The 19,696-nt window shown below is 52.5% G+C and carries 16 protein-coding genes; 10 read left to right on the forward strand and 6 right to left on the reverse strand.

What is annotated here, in order from left to right:
• Positions 1-76 precede the first annotated feature (76 nt).
• From CZ379_RS05780 to CZ379_RS05800, 5 genes are all read left to right on the forward strand, one after another.
• Complete coding sequence (locus CZ379_RS05780) at positions 77-4,357, forward strand: S-layer homology domain-containing protein (protein ID WP_110930792.1); 4,281 nt, start codon at positions 77-79, stop codon at positions 4,355-4,357.
• A gap of 73 nt (positions 4,358-4,430) precedes the next feature.
• On the forward strand, positions 4,431-5,441 hold the full coding sequence (locus tag CZ379_RS05785; RefSeq protein ID WP_110930793.1) for a DUF4430 domain-containing protein: 1,011 nt from the start codon (positions 4,431-4,433) through the stop codon (positions 5,439-5,441).
• Position 5,442: 1 nt separating this feature from the next.
• On the forward strand, positions 5,443-6,330 hold the full coding sequence (locus CZ379_RS05790) for an energy-coupling factor transporter transmembrane component T (protein WP_199925486.1): 888 nt from the start codon (positions 5,443-5,445) through the stop codon (positions 6,328-6,330).
• Entirely contained in the window at positions 6,303-8,135 is a 1,833-nt protein-coding gene (locus tag CZ379_RS05795; RefSeq protein WP_110930795.1) for an ABC transporter ATP-binding protein, read from the forward strand. The genes CZ379_RS05790 and CZ379_RS05795 overlap by 28 nt, the downstream gene beginning before the upstream one ends.
• On the forward strand, positions 8,123-8,842 hold the full coding sequence (locus tag CZ379_RS05800; RefSeq protein WP_110930796.1) for an ECF transporter S component: 720 nt from the start codon (positions 8,123-8,125) through the stop codon (positions 8,840-8,842). Before CZ379_RS05795 ends, CZ379_RS05800 begins: the two co-directional genes overlap by 13 nt.
• Here CZ379_RS05800 and CZ379_RS05805 read toward each other — a convergent pair.
• Positions 8,820-9,182 (reverse strand): DUF423 domain-containing protein, encoded by a 363-nt coding sequence (locus CZ379_RS05805; RefSeq protein WP_110930797.1) that lies wholly within the window; start codon positions 9,180-9,182, stop codon positions 8,820-8,822. The two genes, CZ379_RS05800 and CZ379_RS05805, sit on opposite strands and share 23 nt — an antisense overlap.
• 188 nt (positions 9,183-9,370) lie before the next feature.
• On the opposite strand from CZ379_RS05805, the gene CZ379_RS05810 reads away from it, so the two are divergent.
• From CZ379_RS05810 to CZ379_RS05830, 5 genes are all read left to right on the forward strand, one after another.
• Positions 9,371-9,823, forward strand: a complete 453-nt coding sequence (locus CZ379_RS05810) for a carboxymuconolactone decarboxylase family protein (RefSeq protein WP_110930798.1) — start codon at positions 9,371-9,373, stop codon at positions 9,821-9,823.
• 83 nt (positions 9,824-9,906) lie between these two features.
• Positions 9,907-10,968, forward strand: coding sequence for a sigma-70 family RNA polymerase sigma factor (locus CZ379_RS05815; RefSeq protein WP_324616367.1), 1,062 nt, complete (start codon positions 9,907-9,909; stop codon positions 10,966-10,968).
• A gap of 108 nt (positions 10,969-11,076) precedes the next feature.
• Complete coding sequence (locus CZ379_RS05820) at positions 11,077-11,415, forward strand: PadR family transcriptional regulator (RefSeq protein ID WP_110930799.1); 339 nt, start codon at positions 11,077-11,079, stop codon at positions 11,413-11,415.
• A gap of 20 nt (positions 11,416-11,435) precedes the next feature.
• On the forward strand, positions 11,436-12,470 hold the full coding sequence (locus tag CZ379_RS05825) for an HAAS signaling domain-containing protein (RefSeq protein WP_110930800.1): 1,035 nt from the start codon (positions 11,436-11,438) through the stop codon (positions 12,468-12,470).
• Between the two features lie 151 nt (positions 12,471-12,621).
• Positions 12,622-14,661: a catalase gene (locus CZ379_RS05830; RefSeq protein ID WP_110930801.1), complete on the forward strand. Its 2,040-nt coding sequence runs from the start codon at positions 12,622-12,624 to the stop codon at positions 14,659-14,661.
• Positions 14,662-14,778: 117 nt separating this feature from the next.
• On the opposite strand, the gene CZ379_RS05835 is transcribed toward CZ379_RS05830, so the two are convergent.
• The 5 genes from CZ379_RS05835 to CZ379_RS05855 all read right to left on the reverse strand — a co-directional run bounded on the left by CZ379_RS05835 (position 14,779) and on the right by CZ379_RS05855 (position 19,484).
• On the reverse strand, positions 14,779-15,873 hold the full coding sequence (locus CZ379_RS05835) for a copper amine oxidase N-terminal domain-containing protein (protein ID WP_199925487.1): 1,095 nt from the start codon (positions 15,871-15,873) through the stop codon (positions 14,779-14,781).
• Between the two features lie 85 nt (positions 15,874-15,958).
• Positions 15,959-16,753, reverse strand: a complete 795-nt coding sequence (gene phnE, locus CZ379_RS05840) for a phosphonate ABC transporter, permease protein PhnE (RefSeq protein WP_199925797.1) — start codon at positions 16,751-16,753, stop codon at positions 15,959-15,961.
• A 20-nt stretch (positions 16,754-16,773) separates the two neighbouring features.
• The gene (gene phnE, locus CZ379_RS05845) at positions 16,774-17,574 is read right to left on the reverse strand and encodes a phosphonate ABC transporter, permease protein PhnE (protein ID WP_110930804.1); all 801 of its coding nucleotides are present in this window, start codon (positions 17,572-17,574) and stop codon (positions 16,774-16,776) included.
• Positions 17,571-18,344, reverse strand: a complete 774-nt coding sequence (gene phnC / locus CZ379_RS05850; protein WP_110934252.1) for a phosphonate ABC transporter ATP-binding protein — start codon at positions 18,342-18,344, stop codon at positions 17,571-17,573. The genes phnE (CZ379_RS05845) and phnC overlap by 4 nt, the downstream gene beginning before the upstream one ends.
• Before the next feature lie 150 nt (positions 18,345-18,494).
• Entirely contained in the window at positions 18,495-19,484 is a 990-nt protein-coding gene (locus CZ379_RS05855) for a phosphate/phosphite/phosphonate ABC transporter substrate-binding protein (RefSeq protein ID WP_110930805.1), read from the reverse strand.
• Positions 19,485-19,696 lie beyond the last annotated feature (212 nt).

Below are 19,696 nucleotides of genomic sequence, written 5' to 3' on the forward strand. Positions count from 1 at the left end.
TCGAGAACATCTTTCTTTTGGGAAAGATGTTTTTTTGTTGTCCACAAAAAAAAAGGATGGTAAAGGAGAGCGGACATTGAACAGTTGGAAGAAATGGATGAAGAGAAGCTTGCCTGTGTTGATGAGCTTCGTATTGCTGTTGTCGCTAGTTAATCCTCAGCTCGCCAAGGCGGCAGGGGGAGCAGGCGATGTGCGGCTGCAAGGGATGATTAAGGGCACCCTTGATTATTATGCCAAGAAGTATCGCGACGCAGGCACGACGAACAAGATCGAGTCCTGGTGGGAACTCGTGGCATTGTGGGGAGCAGGGGTAGATTTGCAGGATGGGCATTGGAGACTGCCATCCTGGGAGAAAACAGCGCCTAATTTGGCGCCGACGAATTATGGCACGGATCATATCAGATACATATTCGGGCTGCTGGCTATGGGACAAGACCCAGCTCATGCCTGGGAGACGGATCGGAACCTATGGGCTGAGCTGGCTGCCCAGCAGGATCCTGTTACCGGGGCCATCGGCGGTGTCAATAAGCATATGTGGGCGATGCTTGCTCTCGACGCAGGGGTTAAGCTCGGTGCAGATGTAGGCCAATGGGATGAAGACGCAGAGCAGAAGGCTTTAGAGTATTTATTTGAGTGCCAGTACCCGGATGGCGGCTTTGGCTTGAGCCCGACTGGCACCTTTGGGGACACCGACATAACAGGCATGGCGCTGCTGGCTCTAGGAAAGTACCAGGGGCAAAGTGCGGTAGACAGTGCTATTCAGCGCGCAAAGGAGCTATTGAAGCAAAGGCAGCTTGACAATGGCGGGTTTGATTCACCTGGCAACTGGGGATCGGGTGACAATTCGAACAGCCTATCCACTACGGTGTCCGGCCTTGTAGCCGCAGGCGATGATGCTCTATCCTCCGATTGGATGAAGAACGGCTATTCCGTACTGGATGCATATGAGTCATTCCAGTTGGCTGACGGCTCCTTCAAATGGAAAGCCGCCGATACGAGAACGAACGGCATGTCTACGGAGCAGGCGCTGATTGCGCTGCTGGACATCCAGCATGGCCAATCGACTTGGTATCGCATTGCGAACATACAGGTGACTCAGCCAGGCGTTGCCGCACAGCTACAAGTAACGGGAATGGACGGTGAGATTTATACGCCTCAGACCGTAACGGTAGCGACAAACGGCGAGGAAGTAACGGCGCTTGACGTCATGAAGCAGGGACTGGATACGGCTGTGCCGTCCATTGATTACACCATTACAGGCAGCGGAAGCTTTGCCTACGTCACATCGATAGCCGGTCAAGCCGCCGGAACCTTCGGAGGCTGGGATGGCTGGATGTACACCGTTAATGGAACTATGCCTGATGTCGGGGCGGGCGATTATGTCATTCGATCCGGCGACCAAGTGCATTTTTATTACAGCCGCTGGGCCAGCATATCGGCGGCCGCGTCTGAAATCAGTTATGGTGCCGCAAACCCGGCAATTGTAGTAAAGCTGGTAGGGGATGTGTTTACGCCGGCTGCGGAGCAGGCGAGCCATTGGCTGATCGACCCTGGTACGACTGGACTACAGGTTGCTGGCTTATCCTTGTTCAACAACCAGCAAGTTAGCATTGCATTTACGGGCCAAGCTGCCGAAGGTGCGATTTCCGTGCAGGCTTTGGCAGGGGCTTTGGCTGGACAAAGCAGCAGCGAGGCTATAACTGTTAATGTGCCCGCCTATGCTGGGCCGGTTAAGGAAGAGATTATTTCTATCCCGGACAGTGAGACTTACTATGAGAAAGGATCATATGGAGACTCGCTGACTGAAGATAAAATCATTCTGGAATTCACTAAGCCGGAATTGCCACAGGTAATTTCCGTTACAGACAGTACTTATTTTGAAATTGAACCGAATACGGATGTTATTTCTTCCGGATGGAATAACCGCATTCAATTGCCTAGCAAGCTGAGTTCTACGGACACTGCGTTAATCGATGAAGTGAACGCGGTTTTGGCTTCAGCGAATGAGGAGCTTACCCAGATCGCGATTCGCGTGAAGGTAGGCGGGGATGAGCGGATCGAATTCAACCGTCATGTCACGTTGAAGCTGAATGGTCAAGGCAGCAAACATGCCGGTTGGATCGGCAGCGATGGCAGCTTTAATCGGATACCGAAATACAGCGATTCATCGGCAAAATTGGATGCTGTGTATGCCTACGCGGACAATCACGGGGATTTGGTCATTAGAACGACGCATTTTACCGAGTTTATCGCCTATGATTTAAAAACTAAAGATACCCCTGGACAAGGTGGAAATCCAGGGAACGGCGGAACCAGCCCAGGAGATGGCAGCGGCAATCCAGGCAACGGAGGCGGAACCCCTGGCGGAGGCGGCGCGCCTGGCGATGGCGGCAATACGGACGGTGGCAATATAACAAATCCACCGGTTACCCGCACGGTTACTCTGTCTGTGGAGAAGAGTACGATTGGTGAGGATGATATCCTCTCACCTGTGACGGTAACGCTGCAGGATAGAGATACTGCATTTACAGCTCTCAGCAGAGCAGCAGGAGCTCGGAACATATCCATTGACTACATCGGTTCGGGCGCAACTCTCTATGTACAGGCAATCGACGGATTAGGGGAGTTTGACAAAGGGCCGGAGAGCGGCTGGATGTACTCGGTGAACGGAGTATTTCCGAACTACAGTGCGGGACTCTATACGCTGCAGAATGGTGATGTTCTTCGCTGGCGGTACACGACTAATTTGGGAAGAGATCTAAAGGATGAGGACGCTGGAGGCGGGGCTCCGTTACCGGGAGCACCAGGAGCGCCGGGAGCTGGCGGCGCTGCAGGAGGCGAAGCGGGAGGAGCGTTAGGACAGGCTGCGGCGGCAACGACAGAGCAGCAAGCGGCTTCGTTGGCACGCATTAAGGAGGCTATCGCTCGTTCATCGGCCTGGATCTTGAGCAATCGCAGCTTTTCCAAGCATGACAATTTCAATGATTGGGATGCCATCGCACTGGCTCGCTCCGGCAAGTCAGTCCCTGCAGAGTATTATTCCGTGCTTGAGAGCTATGTCCGAGAGAAGAATGGCGAATTCCGGTTAGTAACGGATTATGAGCGCATGGCGCTAGCCGTCGTTTCGATCGGTAAAGATTCGCGCAATGTGGCCGGGTTCGATTTCTTGGAGAAAATCTACAACAGTACGCGTATGACCAATCAGGGAACGAATGGACTCGTGTTCGCTCTGCTGGCTCTTGATGCAGCGAACGCCGATATTCCAAGCGGTGCCCTGTGGACGCGGGATAAATTGGTGGCCGCCGTATTGCAGCAGCAGAACTCCGATGGCGGCTTCCCAATCAGCAAAGAATCCAATGGTCAAAGCGATATTGATATGACGGCAATGGCACTGCAAGCGTTGGCGAAATACCAAGATCGCAAAGAGGTCAAGGCAGCAACGGAAAACGCGCTGGCCTGGTTGTCGCAGCAGCAGCTGGCGAGCGGCGGCTTTAAAGCTTGGGGCGTCGAGACGAGCGAAAGTATTTCGCAAGTGATCATCGCGCTTTCCAGCCTTAACATTCCGCTGGATGATAAGCGGTTTGTTAAGAGCAGCGGCGATCTGCTTACGGCGCTGCAAGCTTATATGAACAAGGATGGCGGCTTCGCCCATACGGCGGGAGGAGCCAGCGATTATATGGCGACTCACCAGGGCTTGATGGCACTTGGGGCGTATGAGCGCATGCTGCTCAAGCAGAGCGCGCTGTTCGATATGTCCGATAATCAAGCTGCTGCTTCCAAACCGTCTCCGGTCGTTTACGGGGATGAAGCCTCGATATCTGCATGGGCTAAGGAAGCGGTTGGCAAAGCAACGGAGCTTGGCCTGATGACAGGAACAGGCGCAGCTACACCACAGTTTGAGCCGAAGCGCGGCCTAACGCGTGGGGAATTTGCGGTGTTAGTGGTCAAGCTTGCGGGCGAGCAGCCATCCGGCAAGGATAGCGGATTTAAGGATGTCAGCCAAGGCTCATGGTATGCCGGTTATGTAGCCGCAGCTAAAGAGAAAGGCTTGATTTCAGGTCTGAGCGAGAGCTCCTTTGGGCCGAATCAACCAATTACAAGACAAGAACTGGCTACGATTCTTGTGCGCATGCAAGAGCAAACGCTGGCGAATGCCGAGGATGGCGCAGCTTCAACTTCAAATCGCGTTCTCAAAGATCGTGAACAAGTATCCGATTGGGCTGCCGACTATGTGGAAGCGGCTATCCAATCCGGACTGATGTCGGGGGACGGCGACTACTTCCATCCCCAACAGCAGGTGACTCGAGAAATGGCTGCTGTTGTGATCGTGAAAATGCATGAAATGATCAATCCATAAATCAACCGGGAGAAGGAGCCTTAAGCCTCCTTCTTTCCCTATTTATACGATTATCGTAGCTTGAGGTGGATATATGCTGAATTGGTGCAGAACATTATGGCACAACAGAAATAAAATTTTTGGACTGCTTGCTGTTATTGCTATTGTGCTAGCCGCGGTATGGTTTTACGGGGGAGAGCGTCCAGCACCAGAGCCAAAGCCTAAGCTCGAGGCGGTGCAGCAGGCGAATTCCGCGGCAGAGCCAAGCCCAGGGCAGCTGGAGTCATCCGATGATGCAGGCGGAGACGCCTCCGCTGATTCAGCGGGGTCGACTGAAGCAGGCGCGAAGGATTCGGGAACAGCAGCGAGCGGGGATGGCGGGTCGTGGCATTCGGCGGTGTCGGGGCAGGAGGAGCCATCCTCTTCATTACCGGCCGGGAATACTGAAGAGAAGCCGTTCTCTGGAAATGGCGACAGCGGTGCTTCCGGGAGTGCAGCAACTCCTGAAGCGGGAGCGAAGGATAGAGAGTCCTCCATAACTGTTCCTCAGACTGCGCCTTTGCCTAAAGAAGGCAAGCAGACAGGGGATGACGATAAGAAGACCGATACTGCTGCAGAAGCTCAGCCGCCTAGCGGAAGGGGCTCAGAAGCAGCGACCTCTTCCCCTCTGCCGGATGCTGCTACGAAGCCGGGTAAGGATAAGGAGAGCGCCAAGCAGGCGAAAGCAGGCTCCGGGGATGCTGTTACATTGACTATCGTGGGGTCGCCGGATATCGGGACGATTATGGGGACGATCGAGGTGGACATCGGCGATTCGAAGACCGTGCTGGATGTATTAAAGAAGGCTACACGGAGCCAAAAGATGCAAATGGAGTATACCGGAAGCGGGGCAACCGCTTATGTGCAGGGCATCGATAATTTATATGAATTCGATAAGGGCTCGGGCAGCGGCTGGATGTATAGCGTGAATGGCAAATTTCCTAACCGGAGTGCGGGAGTATGGCCGCTGAGCTCGGGGGATGACATTCGGTGGCTGTATACGGAGGATCTGGGCAAGGATTTGGGCGCAGGTACGGATGACGGATTATGGGATGGGAAGAGCTGATATGGTCTACGGGTTTTCAGGATTGCATCCACGATTAAGCTTGCTGTATTTCATCGTATTGCTGGGAGCATGCATGATGTTTCAGCATCCGGTTTATTTGCTGGCGTCCTTTCTATGCGTTATAGCTCTCCTCTTTTCTCTCGACGGGGGGCGGGCTTTGAAAAAAGTGATTAAAGGCTATCTGTTGATCGCCTTCATCATATTGATATCGAACCCGTTATTTTCCAGCCGGGGTGCTACGATCCTGTTCTACGTTTGGGATCGCCCCGTCACGCTGGAAGCCATTGTATATGGCGCGATTTTTGCCTTATCGCTGCTGAATATCCTGCTCGCCTTCGTCGCCTTTAATTTGGTGGTAACGCCGGACAAGCTGCTGTATTTGCTGACGCCGTATGCGCCGCGAACTGCTTTTGTGATTACTGTAACCCTGCGCTTCGTACCTCTCCTAACCCGCAGATTGCAGCAAATTATGACGATTCAGAAGGTGATGGGTTACTTGCAATCCGGGGGAAATAAAAAGCTCCTGATGCGAGAGGGGATGGAGACGCTGCATACTCTCGTCGGCTGGTCTTTGGAGGAAGCGCTGCAGACGGCCAGCTCCATGAGGGCCAGGGGCTACGGGATCGGGCGAAGAAGCAGCGGCACGGCTTACCGGATGGATCGCCGGGACAGCATCGTGCTGTGGATCATGATCATCACAGGACTAAACGTAGCGATTGGGGCGTTCTTCGGCGTGAATCAATATGAGGTGTACCCTCGGCTGCAGGCGCCGCATTGGTCTTTTCAGCTTGGGATTCATTTATTTAGTTATGGAATATTCATAGCAATTCCCCTTGTGATGAATGGGAAGGAGTGGCTGTATTGGCGCATTATCAGATCGAGCATGTAAGCTTCAAGTACCCGGAAGCGATGGATGCGATGCTCGAAGACATAAATCTTACTGTTGAAGAGGGAGACTTTGTGTTATTGTGCGGGCCGTCCGGTTCGGGCAAGACGACACTGCTTCGCCAGTTGAAGCGGGAGGTTAGGCCAGTGGGACAGCGAGGGGGAGAAGTTCGGTATCGCGGGTGCCTGCTGGAAGACCTGGAAGAGCGGCATTCTATCGAAGATATCGGAATGGTTTTTCAGGATCCGGACAACCAAATCGTCATGAATACGGTGTGGCAGGAGCTCACTTTCGCGATGGAAAATCTGGGTTACCCCATGGAACAGATTCAGCGTAGAATCGGCGAGCTCGTTCAGTTCTTTGGCATGGAAGGGTGGCTGCAGCTGGGAGTACATGAGCTGTCCGGCGGTCAGAAGCAGCTTTTGAACCTGGCCTCCGTCATGTCCTTACGGCCGAAAGTACTGCTGCTGGACGAGCCGACGGCTCAGCTTGACCCGATAGCCGCCAAGGAATTTATTCAACTGCTGGCGCGGATTAATGAGGAGCTGTCTATCACGGTTATTATTAGCGAGCATCGGATAGAGGAGCTGTTCCCACTAGCTTCACAGATCGTCATGCTTAAGGCCGGGCAAGTGGCCTACGCCGGAGCGCCGCAAGAAATCATACGTAAAATCTGGAACGGCCGGGATGAATTCTTTATTCCCTACCTGCCTGCTGTAAGCCGATTATACTTGGGAGCTATTGCTGACGCTCCGCAGGAAGAGCGAGAACAGCCTGTTCCTTTGACCGTAAAGGCGGGCCGCCACTGGATCAGCCAGCATCGTGAGAAGCTGCTATCCTTGGATAAAGCTGCTGCATCAACAGAAACGGCGGTAGAGACGCTTGCTATGTCATTAGCCTCCGAGCCGACGGCGGAGAAGCAAGCAGTGGGACTGGCAGGAGGACAAGGGGGACGACAGGAGCAAGCGGGACAGCAAGCAGCACGGCCAGTAACGACGCCGCTGCTGGAATGCAGAGAACTGTTCTTTACCTACGAGAAAAACGGGCCCCTTGTGTTGAAGGGCTGTTCACTGCGTATTCAGCAGGGGGATTTCTTCACCCTATTCGGTGGGAATGGCTCGGGCAAGTCCACGCTCCTGTATCAAATCGCAGGTGCCAGGAAGCCGCAGCGCGGGAACATTTTCTTGGATGGAAAATCTTTATTGCGAAGCAGTACCGCCGAGAGGAGCCGGTTCATCGGATACGTTGCCCAGAATCCGCTGCTCTACTTCACGCGGGATACCGTAAGGGCGCAGCTCAAGGATCGAATAGAACGACTGGAGGCAGGTTCAGGAACAGGGAGCGGGCAGGGCCATTCGCTTGCCGTCGGCAGGCAGGAGCGGTTGGCCGAACTGGTAGAGCTGTTTGAGCTGGAGGGGGCGCTGGACATGCACCCGCTTGACTTAAGCGGAGGACAGCAGCAGAAGGTAGCGCTTATTCTCGTCCTGCTCGCAGAGCCGCGATTGCTGCTGCTCGACGAGCCTACGAAGGGACTTGATCCCACCTCCAAAATGAAGCTGGCCGCACAGCTCGAAGCCATCCGCAAGAAGGGCACGACCATTCTGATGGTTAGCCATGACATCGAGTTTGCGGCAAGCTATGCGACCCGATGCGGCTTGCTGTTTGATGGCAAGCTGGCTGCGATTGAGGAGACGAGGGAGTTTCTGCGGAACAACTACTTTTACACGACGATTATTCATCGCACAGCGGGCGACTTATTTCCGGGGGCCATTACGATGAAGGATGTAGGACGGCCATGGGAAAAATAAAGCGCATTTTCTATGTCAGCAGTATGATCGCAGTCATCGTACTGCTAGCCGCAGTGTTATGGTTTGAGGATTATTATATGCCACTGAGCTTCCTGCTGATTGGTTTAGCTATGATCCCGTTCTTTATCCGATTCGAGAGAAAGAAGCTGCGGGCAGAGGAGATTTTGCTTGTAGCCATGCTGGGAGCCATCGCAGCGGTGAGCCGAGTGCCGTTTGCGCCGCTCCCCAGCGTGCAGCCGACGTCCTTCGTCATTATTATGGCAGCGCTTGTCTTTGGGGCTGAGACGGGGTTTCTCGTAGGCAGCATCGCGGCCGTCGCCTCGAATATTTTCCTGGGACAAGGGCCATGGACACCATGGCAAATGTTCTGCTGGGGAATGATCGGATTCACGGCAGGGCTGCTTAAGGATACTTTTTGGATGAAACGGACGTGGGCCAGAAATCTCTTTGGCTTTCTATGGGGATTTCTGTTTGGCTGGATTATGAATTTATGGTTCCTAATCGACCTCTATGATCAATTATCCTGGCCGGTTTTCGCGTCGGCCTATGCGGCCAGCTTCTATTTCGACTTGGCTCATGCCCTTTCGAATGTTTTCTTTATCACGTTATTCTCCGGGATATGGATACGAATCCTAACCCGGGTAAAGTCGAAGTACGGCTTGTTAAACCCGGAGGACTCGCTGCTTAAATCACCGCGATCGCCATAAGAACCCAGCCGATCAGGAAGGCCACGCCGCCCAGCGGTGTAATTGCACCGAGCCTGCGGATGCCTGATAAGCTTAGCGCGTACAAGCTGCCTGAGAAAAGGATGATTCCCACGAACAGGAGCCAGCCTGCAAGCATAATAAGGGACGTTGATTCGATTTGCGCAGAGATCAAGCCTAACAGCAGCAAGCCTAGCGCGTGTGCGATATGGTACTGGATTCCGGTCTGATAAATTTTCATCATTTCCTCGGAGAGCTTCTTCTTCAAGGCATGGGCTCCGAACGCCCCTAGGGCTACAGCAAGAAACATCATGCCCGCTCCGAGCAGCAACAATGTTGTCATAGATACAACACCTCCCATTCCAAATAGTAGCGATTACAGGTGAAGCCGTCAATTCATGGAAAGGAAGTGTCGATGGATCGCTGTCTTACAGCGCAGTGCCGAACGCTGAGATTTGCGCCTGTGAGTGTCACAAAATCGGAGGTTCATTTGTCTACCCTGTATCACATTTATGAGGGAGAGATGAACCAATGAGTCTGCGATTAAATTTTCGAACGGCCAACCCTGCAGCGTATCAAGCGATGTCTGGATTGGAGAAGTATACTAAGGATAGCAGCGTGGATCCTGTTGCGAATGAGTTGATTAAGCTTCGCGCGTCGCAAATCAATGGATGTGCCTACTGCCTGGATATGCACGCTAAAGATCTGATGGCGATGGGCGACCATGCCGACCGGATTTTGCTGCTCAGCGTATGGCGGGAAGTCCCGCACTTGTTCACGGATAAGGAACGGGCTGTTCTGGAGCTTACGGAATGTGTTACGAACATTTCGCGGGAAGGAGTGCCTCAGGCGATCTATGAGAAGGTGCGGGAGTACGCAACCGAGAGCGAATACGTGGATTTGCTTATCGCTATAAATACGATTAACAGCTGGAATCGCCTGGCCATTTCATCGGGACTTTTTCCCGGCTGCTTTAAATCATAAAATGGTAATATAAGAAAAGAAAGAGGATACACCAATAGGAAGCCGTTTCGGCTTCTTTTTGGCATTTGGAGGAGGTGAACGCCTTGTCGACGCCATCGCGGGATGAGGAGATTCGGACTCAGCAGGTTAGGCAGTCTCAGCAGGTCGTGCAACCCCAGCAGATCGTGCAATCTCGGCAGAGCAGACAAGCCTGGCAATCCGAGCAAACCGGGAAAATCCAAGGAAATGGAGCTGCCGAGCAGACGGGGATGGACATCGATGCTTTGTATCGGAATTACCGAACGTATGCTTTTTCCATCGCTTATCGGATGCTGGGCGTCGTATCCGACGCTGAGGATGTGGTTCAGGACTGGTTTACAGAGATACAAGCCAAGGATATGATGGAAATCCGGGATGTAAAAGCCTATTTGGCAAAAGGAATTACCAATCGCAGTCTGAACGTGTTGAGATCAGCACGCAAACAGAGAGAGGTGTATGTCGGCGAATGGCTTCCAGAGCCTCTTGTCGCGGATTATGATTCTCCAGAGCGGATTTTAGAACGCCAGGATGCGATATCGTATGCCTATCTGGTCATGCTTGAGCGCCTTACTCCGATGGAGCGAGCGGTCTATCTTCTCCGGGAAGTATTCCAGTACGACTATTATGCGATTTCGGAGATGCTGGGCAAGTCGGAGAGCAATTGTCGCAAAATATGCAGTCGGGCCAGGCAGAGCCTCAAAGCCGAGGCTGTGAGAATGGACGATCATGCAGCTTCCAATAATGAGGCCGCTCAAAGAGCGCTGATCGAGCGATTTATTGCCGCGTTCGAGCGATACCAGGTAGAGGAGATGCTCGAGCTGCTGGCGGAGGATGCGGTGATGATTACCGATGGAGGCGGCTATACCCGTTCCGCTATTTTCCCGATTATAAGCCGGAAACGCGTGTTGGCATTGTTGACTTCTCCCAAAGCGTTTAAGGAATTGCGTGGGTGGAAAGCCGTGGTAACCGAGGTAAACGGAGAATTGAACCTCATATTCAAGAAAGAGGGCCAATTGAAAGGGATGCTATGCTTCCAATGGACGAGCGAAGCGAACGGTATTCAAAATCTATATTTGCTGCTCAATCCCCAAAAGCTAAGCCATCTACAAACCGACTGGCATGAGTGAGATTATAAATCTTGCTCATGCTATTTTTATGTAGTTAAAAATAATTAATAATATGCACTTTACAATAGTGTGCGCCATACAGTATATTGAAAGCAGGAGTTGATCAGGATGACTGATATTCAAGAGGTCGTGAATGGATTACTGCAAGAATTAAGGCGAGGAACGATCATCATTGGCGTGCTGAGCCAATTGTCAGAGCCCCAATATGGTTATTCGCTTGTGATGGTTTTGGAAGAGAAGGGCATGGCGATCGATCCCGGCACGCTGTATCCCTTGCTCAGAAGATTGGAGAAGCAGGGGCTGCTGGAGAGCGAGTGGGACACGTCGGAAAGCCGCCCGCGGAAATATTATCGGCGCAGTCATTTTGGAACAAAGGTATATCGGCAGTTATGCGCGGATTGGCGGGAAATGAACCAAAGCGTAGAAGGCCTGCTTGATTTGAATTGAATATTTAGGAGGAGTGACTCGTGGATTATGTTCAGAGGTATATTTATGCTGTAACGCAGAAGCTGCCCGAAGGGCAGAGAGAGGACATTAAGCTGGAGCTGCAAGGCTTGATTGAAGACATGCTGGAGGAACGGACGCAGGGAAAGCCGGTGACGGATGGCGATATCGAAGCGGTACTCCGCGAGCTGGGAAGTCCGCAGGAGCTTGCGGTCAAATATCAAGCGCGGCCAAGATACTTGATTGGCCCCGCATTTTTCGATGCATATATCTCTATACTGCGTATTGTCATGATTTCCATTGGCATTGGACTTACAGTCAGCTTTGCCGTTCAAGCTCTCATTACGCCAGCGGAGACGCTACAGCATTTTATTTCCTATATCGTATCGATCATAACGGTCGGCGTGCAGGGCTTTGCCTGGGTGACCTTGTCCTTTGCCATTATTGAATACGCTGGCGTGAAGCCAAGGGATTGGGGCAGCAGGCGAGAATGGTCTCTTGCCGATCTGCCCGAGATTCCTGACCGCAGGCTGCTCATCAAGCGGAGCGAGCCTATTGCGGGGATTATTTTTTCCGTGCTCTTTGCCGTGTTGTTTACGTTTTCGGTGGAGCTGATCGGGGCGATTGTTTTTAAGGAGGGCCAGTTCATAGGAACCGCCTCCATATTCCATGTCGAGAATTTCGCCCGGTACTTGCCGCTCATTTGGGGGCTGACGGCGCTCAGCATCATGAAGGAATCGGTCAAGATGATCTTCGGCAAATGGACGCGCGGCGTTATGCTGTCTCATATGGCATTTAATGCAGCCTTGTTCATACTGATGGTCATTATGTTCAAAGACCCGGCCATTTGGAATCCGCATTTTATGGAGCAGCTGGTGCAGTTAGATGTCATGACGCCGGGCAGTGAGGCGTTCGAATGGGTCGAATCGATTTGGAACGAGGGTCGAAAATGGTTTGTTTATATCGTAGCACTCGTGACATTTATTGATATGGTGGCCGTTTTTCTAAAGGTGTATCCGATCCATAGAGGCCCGATTAAGAATATCGAAAATCTCTAATTATACGAACCTTATCCTTCGGCGTTGTTTCTGAAATTAGATGGCCTGAGGGTGCTCTTGACTTGTTTGCTGGAACTCTCGTTGGGGTAAAGGTTAGCGACGTACTCTGTACTTTGACTAAAACGATCTCGACCAGGGAGGAATCAGTCTAATGGATGAACAACGCAAGCCAAACAGTAACCGCAAGCAGGAGCAGCTGGAGCAATTTCGCGTGAAGGACGAGGGTCAGAAAATGACCACGAATCAGGGACTGCGTGTCTCAGAGGATGAATTCTCTCTCAAAGCAGGGGAGAGGGGCCCGACGTTAATGGAGGACTTCCACTTCAGAGAGAAAATGACGCATTTTGACCATGAACGCATTCCGGAACGCATCGTACATGCTCGCGGCTTCGCGGCTCATGGAGAGTTTGAACTTTACACATCGATGACACCTTACACCAAGGCAAAATTTCTGCAGGTTCCGGGTACGAAGACGCCCGTGTTCGTTAGATTCTCAACGGTGGCAGGCTCGCGCGGCTCAGCAGAGACCGTGCGCGATGCGCGGGGCTTTGCTACGAAATTTTATACCGAAGAAGGCAACTATGATCTGGTCGGCAACAACATTCCCGTATTCTTCATCCAGGATGCGGTTAAATTCCCGGATTTGATTCATGCGCTGAAGCCGGAGCCGCATAATGAGATGCCGCAGGCCGCTACAGCCCATGATACGTTTTGGGACTTCGTGGCGAACAACCAGGAGTCTGCGCATATGATCATGTGGGCGATGTCGGATCGCGCTATTCCGCGCAGCTTCCGTATGATGGAAGGCTTCGGGGTGCATACCTTCCGGCTCGTCAACGAGCAGGGGAAGGCCCATTTTGTGAAGTTTCACTGGAAGCCCGTGCTTGGCACGCATTCTCTGGTATGGGATGAAGCGCAGAAAATCTCCGGTAAAGATCCCGATTTCCATCGCCGTGATTTATGGGAAGCGATTGAGCAGGGCAATAACCCTGAATATGAGCTTGGCGTTCAGCTTTTGCCGGAAGAGGACGAGTTCAAATTCGACTTCGATATTCTAGATCCGACGAAGCTGTGGCCGGAGGAGGAGGTTCCCGTGCAGCGGATTGGAAAAATGACACTGAACCGCAATGTGGACAATGTATTCGCCGAGACAGAGCAGGTGGCCTTCCATCCAGGGCATGTCGTGCCAGGGATCGACTTCACCAATGACCCGCTGCTGCAAGGCCGGCTGTTCTCCTATACCGATACGCAGCTCATCCGCCTTGGCGGGCCGAACTTCCACGAGCTGCCGATCAACCGGCCAGTCTGCCCTTTCCACAACAACCAGCGGGACGGATATGGCCGCCAGACGATCAATGTGGGGCAGGTCAGCTATCATAACAACTCACTGGCCGGCAATACACCGGAGCCTGCTTCCGGAGCAGAAGGCGGCTATGTCCACTATCAGGAGAAGGTGGAGGGCCGCAAGGTTCGCGCCCGCAGCGACAGCTTCCAGGATCATTTCTCGCAGGCGACGCTCTTCTGGAACAGCATGAGTCTGGCGGAGAAGCAGCATATTATCGATGCCTTTTCGTTTGAGCTGGGCAAGGTCAGGAGCAAATCGGTACGGCAGCAGGTGGTCGATATGTTCGGCAACGTCAGCCTTAAACTGGCCGTGCCAGTCGCCGAGGCTATAGGGGCGAATCCTCCGCAAGGCTCGGGCTCGCAGTCGATCAAATCCTCCCCAGCCCTTAGCCAAGAGAATACCGTCAAGACGCCAAAGACCCGCAAAGTGGGTGTTATCGTAGGCAGTAACTTTGACGGTGCAGAGGCCATGTCCGTTCTCCATGCGCTAATTGCCGAAGGGTTGCTGGTCGAATTCATTAGCGAGAAGCTCGGCGTGCTTCATGGCTCGGCTGATACGGAATGCGAAATTACGCATACCTTTCTAACGGCGGACTCTGTATTGTTCGATGCGATCTACGCACTGGGCGGAGAACTCCTTGCCGATGCTTCGAATATAAAGGCTGCCTACTTCATTCAAGAGGCGCACTCCCATTACAAGCCGATTGGCGCTTCCGTTGACGGTGCAAAATGGCTTGAGCCGCAGATGGAGAGCAGCCCAGGCGTCATTACAGGCTTGCTTGGCAGCGAATTCGCAGCCAGCTTCATTGAAGCGATTGCGGCTCACCGCCATTGGGATCGCATCTGAGTCATTATTACCATTCGTTGTTTATAGTGCTCTATAAGTAAGAGGAAAAGTATAGTCAGATGCATGGCAAAGAGCCCTGCAGCGGAATACTCCGACTGCAGGGCTAAGAAGTGACGATTATTGTTGTGATGGAGAATCTGCTTGCACCACGATTTTGACAGCTTTACTGATCGCAGGCAGGCTTCTTGTCATGACGGGCTCATAGAAGCCGATGACCTTCGTACCTTGCGTAAGGGAGCTTTTCTCTACTGGATTGCCCTCCTTGTCCACGATAGCCGTGTCAGCGCTCAACCGGAGAACAATTTGATCCTGGGACAGGTCGGTTAGTCCTTGTCCTTTGACGAGGTAGCCGACGATATTATCCTGTTCATCCATACGGATTTCCTCGATCGTTCCCGCAGTTCCCAGCAGTTCTCCAGACATTTCGGCGTCCAGTATAGTAATCGTGTTGGTTGCGGTTTGTGGTGGCAAGCTGAGGGTCATGGCCAGGGAATGGTCGGCTTGTACGGTCATGCCGATCTGAAGATCAGACCACTCCAGCTTCTCTCCATCCGGGGTTTGATATTTCGTATCCTCGCTAACGTTCAGCACGAGTCCGTCGGGCCCGATTCCTTGAATGTGGACGGAGGCATACTTATCATTCTGATGGATCGCTGTGACAACGCCGGTGCTTTGGGCGGTTTGCTGCTGTTCCGGCTGCTGCACTTGCGTCGTAATCGAGATTGAATCCGCCTGGATCGATACGGAGGCTTGCAGAGCTTTCTCGACAAAGGAAGCCGGTACATGCAATTGGCCATTTATCAGTTCAGGAGCAACGTCTAAAGATTCGCTTACTCCGTTCACGGAATATTGCTTTTCTCCGGTCGTAACGTCTGCTGCCTTGTCGTCCGTGCTGATCCTCGCTGAACGATCCGCCTGGTTCCACTTCACCTTATATCCCAGCTGTTCCGCAACGGAACGAATTGGCAGCATAGCTGCTTCATTAGCTTGTCCTTTATAGGCTGTCACGGGCATAAGCGTTCCATTGACTTCAATCGCCATGGCTTGCGTCTGTGGCGAGGAATGGATTGGTGCCGCCTCTGCTGATGCAGCAGGCAGGTTGAGTGCTGACCCGGCAGGAAGGCCGATTGCAGACTCTGCTGCTCCCGCAGTGGAGGCAATTACCGTGGACAAAGCCAGTATGGCTAGGGATGTTCTTAATGTTGTATTCATGATGATCAATCCTCTCGACATGTATTTTAGGTCGTTCTACAAGTCAAGACGACACGAATCTATGAATTGTTGCAACATCGGATGATTATACTAGCTTCTTGCGGATTGAGCCGGAAATCATGTCGATGATCGTAATCATGACGACGATGCCAAGCAGAATAATGCCGACCCGTTCCCAATTGCGGGAGCTTAAAGCAAAAATGAGCGGGGTTCCAATCCCGCCCGCTCCGATGATGCCAAGAATCGTCGCGGAGCGAACATTAATCTCGAATCGGTATAAGGTGTAGGATAGGAAGCCCGGAAGTACCTGAGGAATGACGGCAAACCACATGATTTGCAGGCGGCTTGCCCCGGTAGCAATTAGCGCCTCAATCGGGCCTTTGTCCAAATTCTCCACTTCATCGGCGAACAGCTTCCCCAGCATGCCTACGGAATGCAGTCCAAGCGCTAGTACGCCGGCGAAGGAGCCCGGGCCGACCGCCTTGATGAACAGAATGGCCATAATGATTTCCGGGAAGGTACGAATGAAGCTCAGAATCATTTTTCCCGAACCGGATACCCATCTGGAGGAGCTCATATTGGTGGCCGCCCAGAAAGCGAAGGGAATGCAGATTACGGTTGAAATAAAGGTGCCGAGCATGGAAATGGCCAGCGTATCCAGCAGCCCACGAAGCAAATCCTCGCCGTCCGGCAAATAGACGTAATCCCAGTCCGGCGAGAAGATTCCGGCTAGAATTGCCTTGGAAATTTGCCCTGCCGTTTCTTTGATCCCCGTATAAGGTATGCCGGCGAAGGCCCAAATATAGACAACGGCAAGCGCCGCATAAATGAGCCAGCGGTAGGCGCGTCTCTTCGGCTTATGGATGCGTGTCTTGTGCATCATTTCGTGTTCCGATTTTGTCATAGCAGTTTCTCCCGCAGCTTCATACTTAAATAATCGATGATCAACACGATAGCTAGTGTGAAAATAATGATCACGCTGGTTTTGTCGTACTCCAGAAATCCTAGAGTCACTTCGTAATAATGGCCGATGCCTCCTGCGCCAACCAGGCCGAGAATAGCCGCCGCACGTACGTTGATTTCGAAGGTATAGAGCACATAGGAGGCGAAATGTGCTTGAATCTGCGGAATGACGCCGTATGCGATGCGCTGCAATGTATTTGCGCCGACCGAGGTCATCGCTTCCAGCGGCCCGTGGTCGATCGTCTCCAACGCCTCATAGGTCAGCTTGGCGATCAGGCCCATCGAGAAGACCGCCAAAGCGAATATGCCGGGCAGCGGCCCGAGTCCAAAAATGGCGACAAACAGGGCAGCCAGCAGCAAATCCGGAATTGTGCGCACCAGATTGAGCAGGACACGAACTGGATAGTAGATCCAGCCGGATCTTGTCAGATTGCTGGCGCACAGCAGGGCGACGGGAATGGCAGCGAGTGCCCCAAGCGTCGTCCCTACAAGAGCCATGCGAATCGTCTCCAGCATGGCGTCAGTAATGTTGTTGAAGTAGCTCCATTTCGGTGGAAACATCTCTCGCAACAGATCGAGCATATTTGGGATGCCGGCTGCAAGTTCGCCGATCGTCGACTCCGTCTGCGCCGCGCTGCCCCAGAGCAGAAGCAGGATAATAACGGCGGTCAGCGCATGCTTCAATCGGCTAGGAGCTTTTGGGCGTGCTTGAATAGGGATGCTTGGCTTGGCGTTCATACAACCCGCTCCTCCAGGAGCTCATCCTGCGCAATTGGACGTCCGTAGATGGAAGAAAACACCTCATCGGTCGCTTCCGACACCGGGCCGTCAAAGACCACCTCGCCTGCTCTAAGGCCGATAATCCGGGTGGCGTAAGCTCTTGCCAGATCGATGAAGTGCAGGTTGACGATCGTTGTAATGCCAAGCTCCCGATTGATTCTCTGCAAATCATCCATGACCTGCTTCGTCGTCAGGGGATCGAGAGAGGCCACCGGCTCATCCGCGAGAATGATTTTGGCTTCCTGTGCGAGTACGCGCGCAATCGCTACCCGCTGCTGCTGTCCGCCGGACAGCTGGTCTGCCCGGACATAGGCCTTCTCGGCAATATTAACGCGGCTTAACGCTTCAAAGGCGATGTCGATGTCTTCCTTGGGAAATAGCCCAAGCACCGTGCGCAGCGTGGAGTGATAGCCGACTCTTCCGGCCATGACATTGCGCAGCACAGTAGAGCGCTTGACCAGATTGAAGCTTTGAAAAATCATCCCGATATCGCGGCGGATACTGCGAAGCTGCTGCCCCGAAGCCTTCGTAATTGATTTGCCGCCAATGCGGATATCCCCTTCGGTAATGTCGTGCAGGCGGTTCATCGAACGCAATAGCGTCGACTTTCCCGCCCCCGATAATCCGACGATGACGACGAACTCGCCTTGGGAAATCGATAGATTAATATGGTTCAGCCCTTTGGTTCCATTGGGATAGGTCTTGGATACATTCGTCAGTTCTATCACGTATATGATCATTCCTTATAAGAGTTTTATCGCGCCATCCTGTTTAACATCTCTAATAACAAGCACAGCCAGTCATAGTGCGGCAGCACTCCAACTGGCTTGCTCATTTCGCGTACGGTGTCTCCGAGGTTCCAATTCCAAATGGTCAGCTTACTCTGTTTTCACTTTCTCCCCGTATTCACGCACGATATCGAAGGTGCTGTCTTGCGATTTCACGTAGCCTTCGTGCGAGTAAATTTCCTGAATGATCGCACGCCCGGCTTCGTCCTTGCCGATATCGATGAAGGCACCTGCGATTTTATCGCTCCATTCCGCGTTCATGTCGGTGCGCACGCTGACTGTATCGTTCGGGATCGGCTCGGTGAAGGTCAGAACTTTCGTATCTTCAAATACCGTCGGATAATCGCCTTTCACGACATTTCTAGCATCCTGGAAAATTGCCGCGGCATCCACATCACCGTTCAATACGGCGAGCACGCCTTGGTCATGTCCCTTGACCGTAATGGCTTGAACGTCCTTGAGCGGATCGAGCCTAGCTTCCATCAGCTTGCCGGCAGGCCATACGAATCCTGCAGAGGATGTCACGTTCTGATAGGCGATGCGCTTGCCCTTTAGATCGCTGACGGACTGAATGGCGGAATCCTTCTTGACAATGATCATCGCTTTGTAGAAATCGACGAGTTCCTCAGTAGGTGCGCCCGTGTCATCCTGCACCCCGTAACGTTGCGCTTGCAGAATGACCTCGGCCGCGCCCTTCTCTTTAGCCAAGACATAAGCGGTTGGCGGCAGGAAGCCGACATCTACCTTTTTGGAAGCCATCGCTTCAATAATCGTGTTGTAGTCGGTGGATACGCTGACTTTGACCGGAATGCCAAGACGGTCGGTCAACAGCTTCTCCAGAGGCTTGGCTTTCGCTTCGAGAGTGTCCGCATTTTGAGATGGAACGAATTGAACGGTTAATGTTTCCGGCACATATCCAACAGCTTCCGGTGTATTCGCAGGCTGGTTCTCCTGTTGATTAGCAGGCTGGCTTGCCGCCGCATCCTTGCCGGTATTGCTTACCGCGGCATTGGTACCGCAGCCGCTAAGGAAGGCGATGGATAAGAACAAAGGCAGAATGAATCGGGTTATTTTTCTCAAACGATATGACCTCCACAAATCTATTTTGGATTGCTCATTTAACTATAAGAGAGGTTTATTAACGGCTTATTAGCATAAATCTATCTTTATGTAAAAAAATGCAATTTTTATCCTGGCCCATTTAATATAAAACATGATTTCACTTGATAGACTAAGTGGAGATGCGGCGGAACTAGGATGACGATGCAATTTTGATGCATCAGGCGTTAGGA

The organism is Paenibacillus bouchesdurhonensis (genome assembly GCF_900155685.1).
Classification (GTDB): domain Bacteria; phylum Bacillota; class Bacilli; order Paenibacillales; family Paenibacillaceae; genus Fontibacillus; species Fontibacillus bouchesdurhonensis.

Excerpts from the sequence above, each read along its gene's own strand:
- CZ379_RS05805 (WP_110930797.1), bottom strand. The coding sequence starts at position 9,182 with ATGACAACATTGTTGCTGCTCGGAGCGGGCATGATGTTTCTTGCTGTA.
- CZ379_RS05835 (WP_199925487.1), bottom strand. The coding sequence starts at position 15,873 with ATGAATACAACATTAAGAACATCCCTAGCCATACTGGCTTTGTCCACG.
- CZ379_RS05820 (WP_110930799.1), top strand. The coding sequence starts at position 11,077 with ATGACTGATATTCAAGAGGTCGTGAATGGATTACTGCAAGAATTAAGG.
- CZ379_RS05830 (WP_110930801.1), top strand. The coding sequence starts at position 12,622 with ATGGATGAACAACGCAAGCCAAACAGTAACCGCAAGCAGGAGCAGCTG.
- CZ379_RS05785 (WP_110930793.1), top strand. The coding sequence starts at position 4,431 with ATGCTGAATTGGTGCAGAACATTATGGCACAACAGAAATAAAATTTTT.
- CZ379_RS05810 (WP_110930798.1), top strand. The coding sequence starts at position 9,371 with ATGAGTCTGCGATTAAATTTTCGAACGGCCAACCCTGCAGCGTATCAA.
- phnE (WP_110930804.1), bottom strand. The coding sequence starts at position 17,574 with ATGAACGCCAAGCCAAGCATCCCTATTCAAGCACGCCCAAAAGCTCCT.
- phnE (WP_199925797.1), bottom strand. The coding sequence starts at position 16,753 with ATGCACAAGACACGCATCCATAAGCCGAAGAGACGCGCCTACCGCTGG.
- CZ379_RS05790 (WP_199925486.1), top strand. The coding sequence starts at position 5,443 with ATGGTCTACGGGTTTTCAGGATTGCATCCACGATTAAGCTTGCTGTAT.
- CZ379_RS05800 (WP_110930796.1), top strand. The coding sequence starts at position 8,123 with ATGGGAAAAATAAAGCGCATTTTCTATGTCAGCAGTATGATCGCAGTC.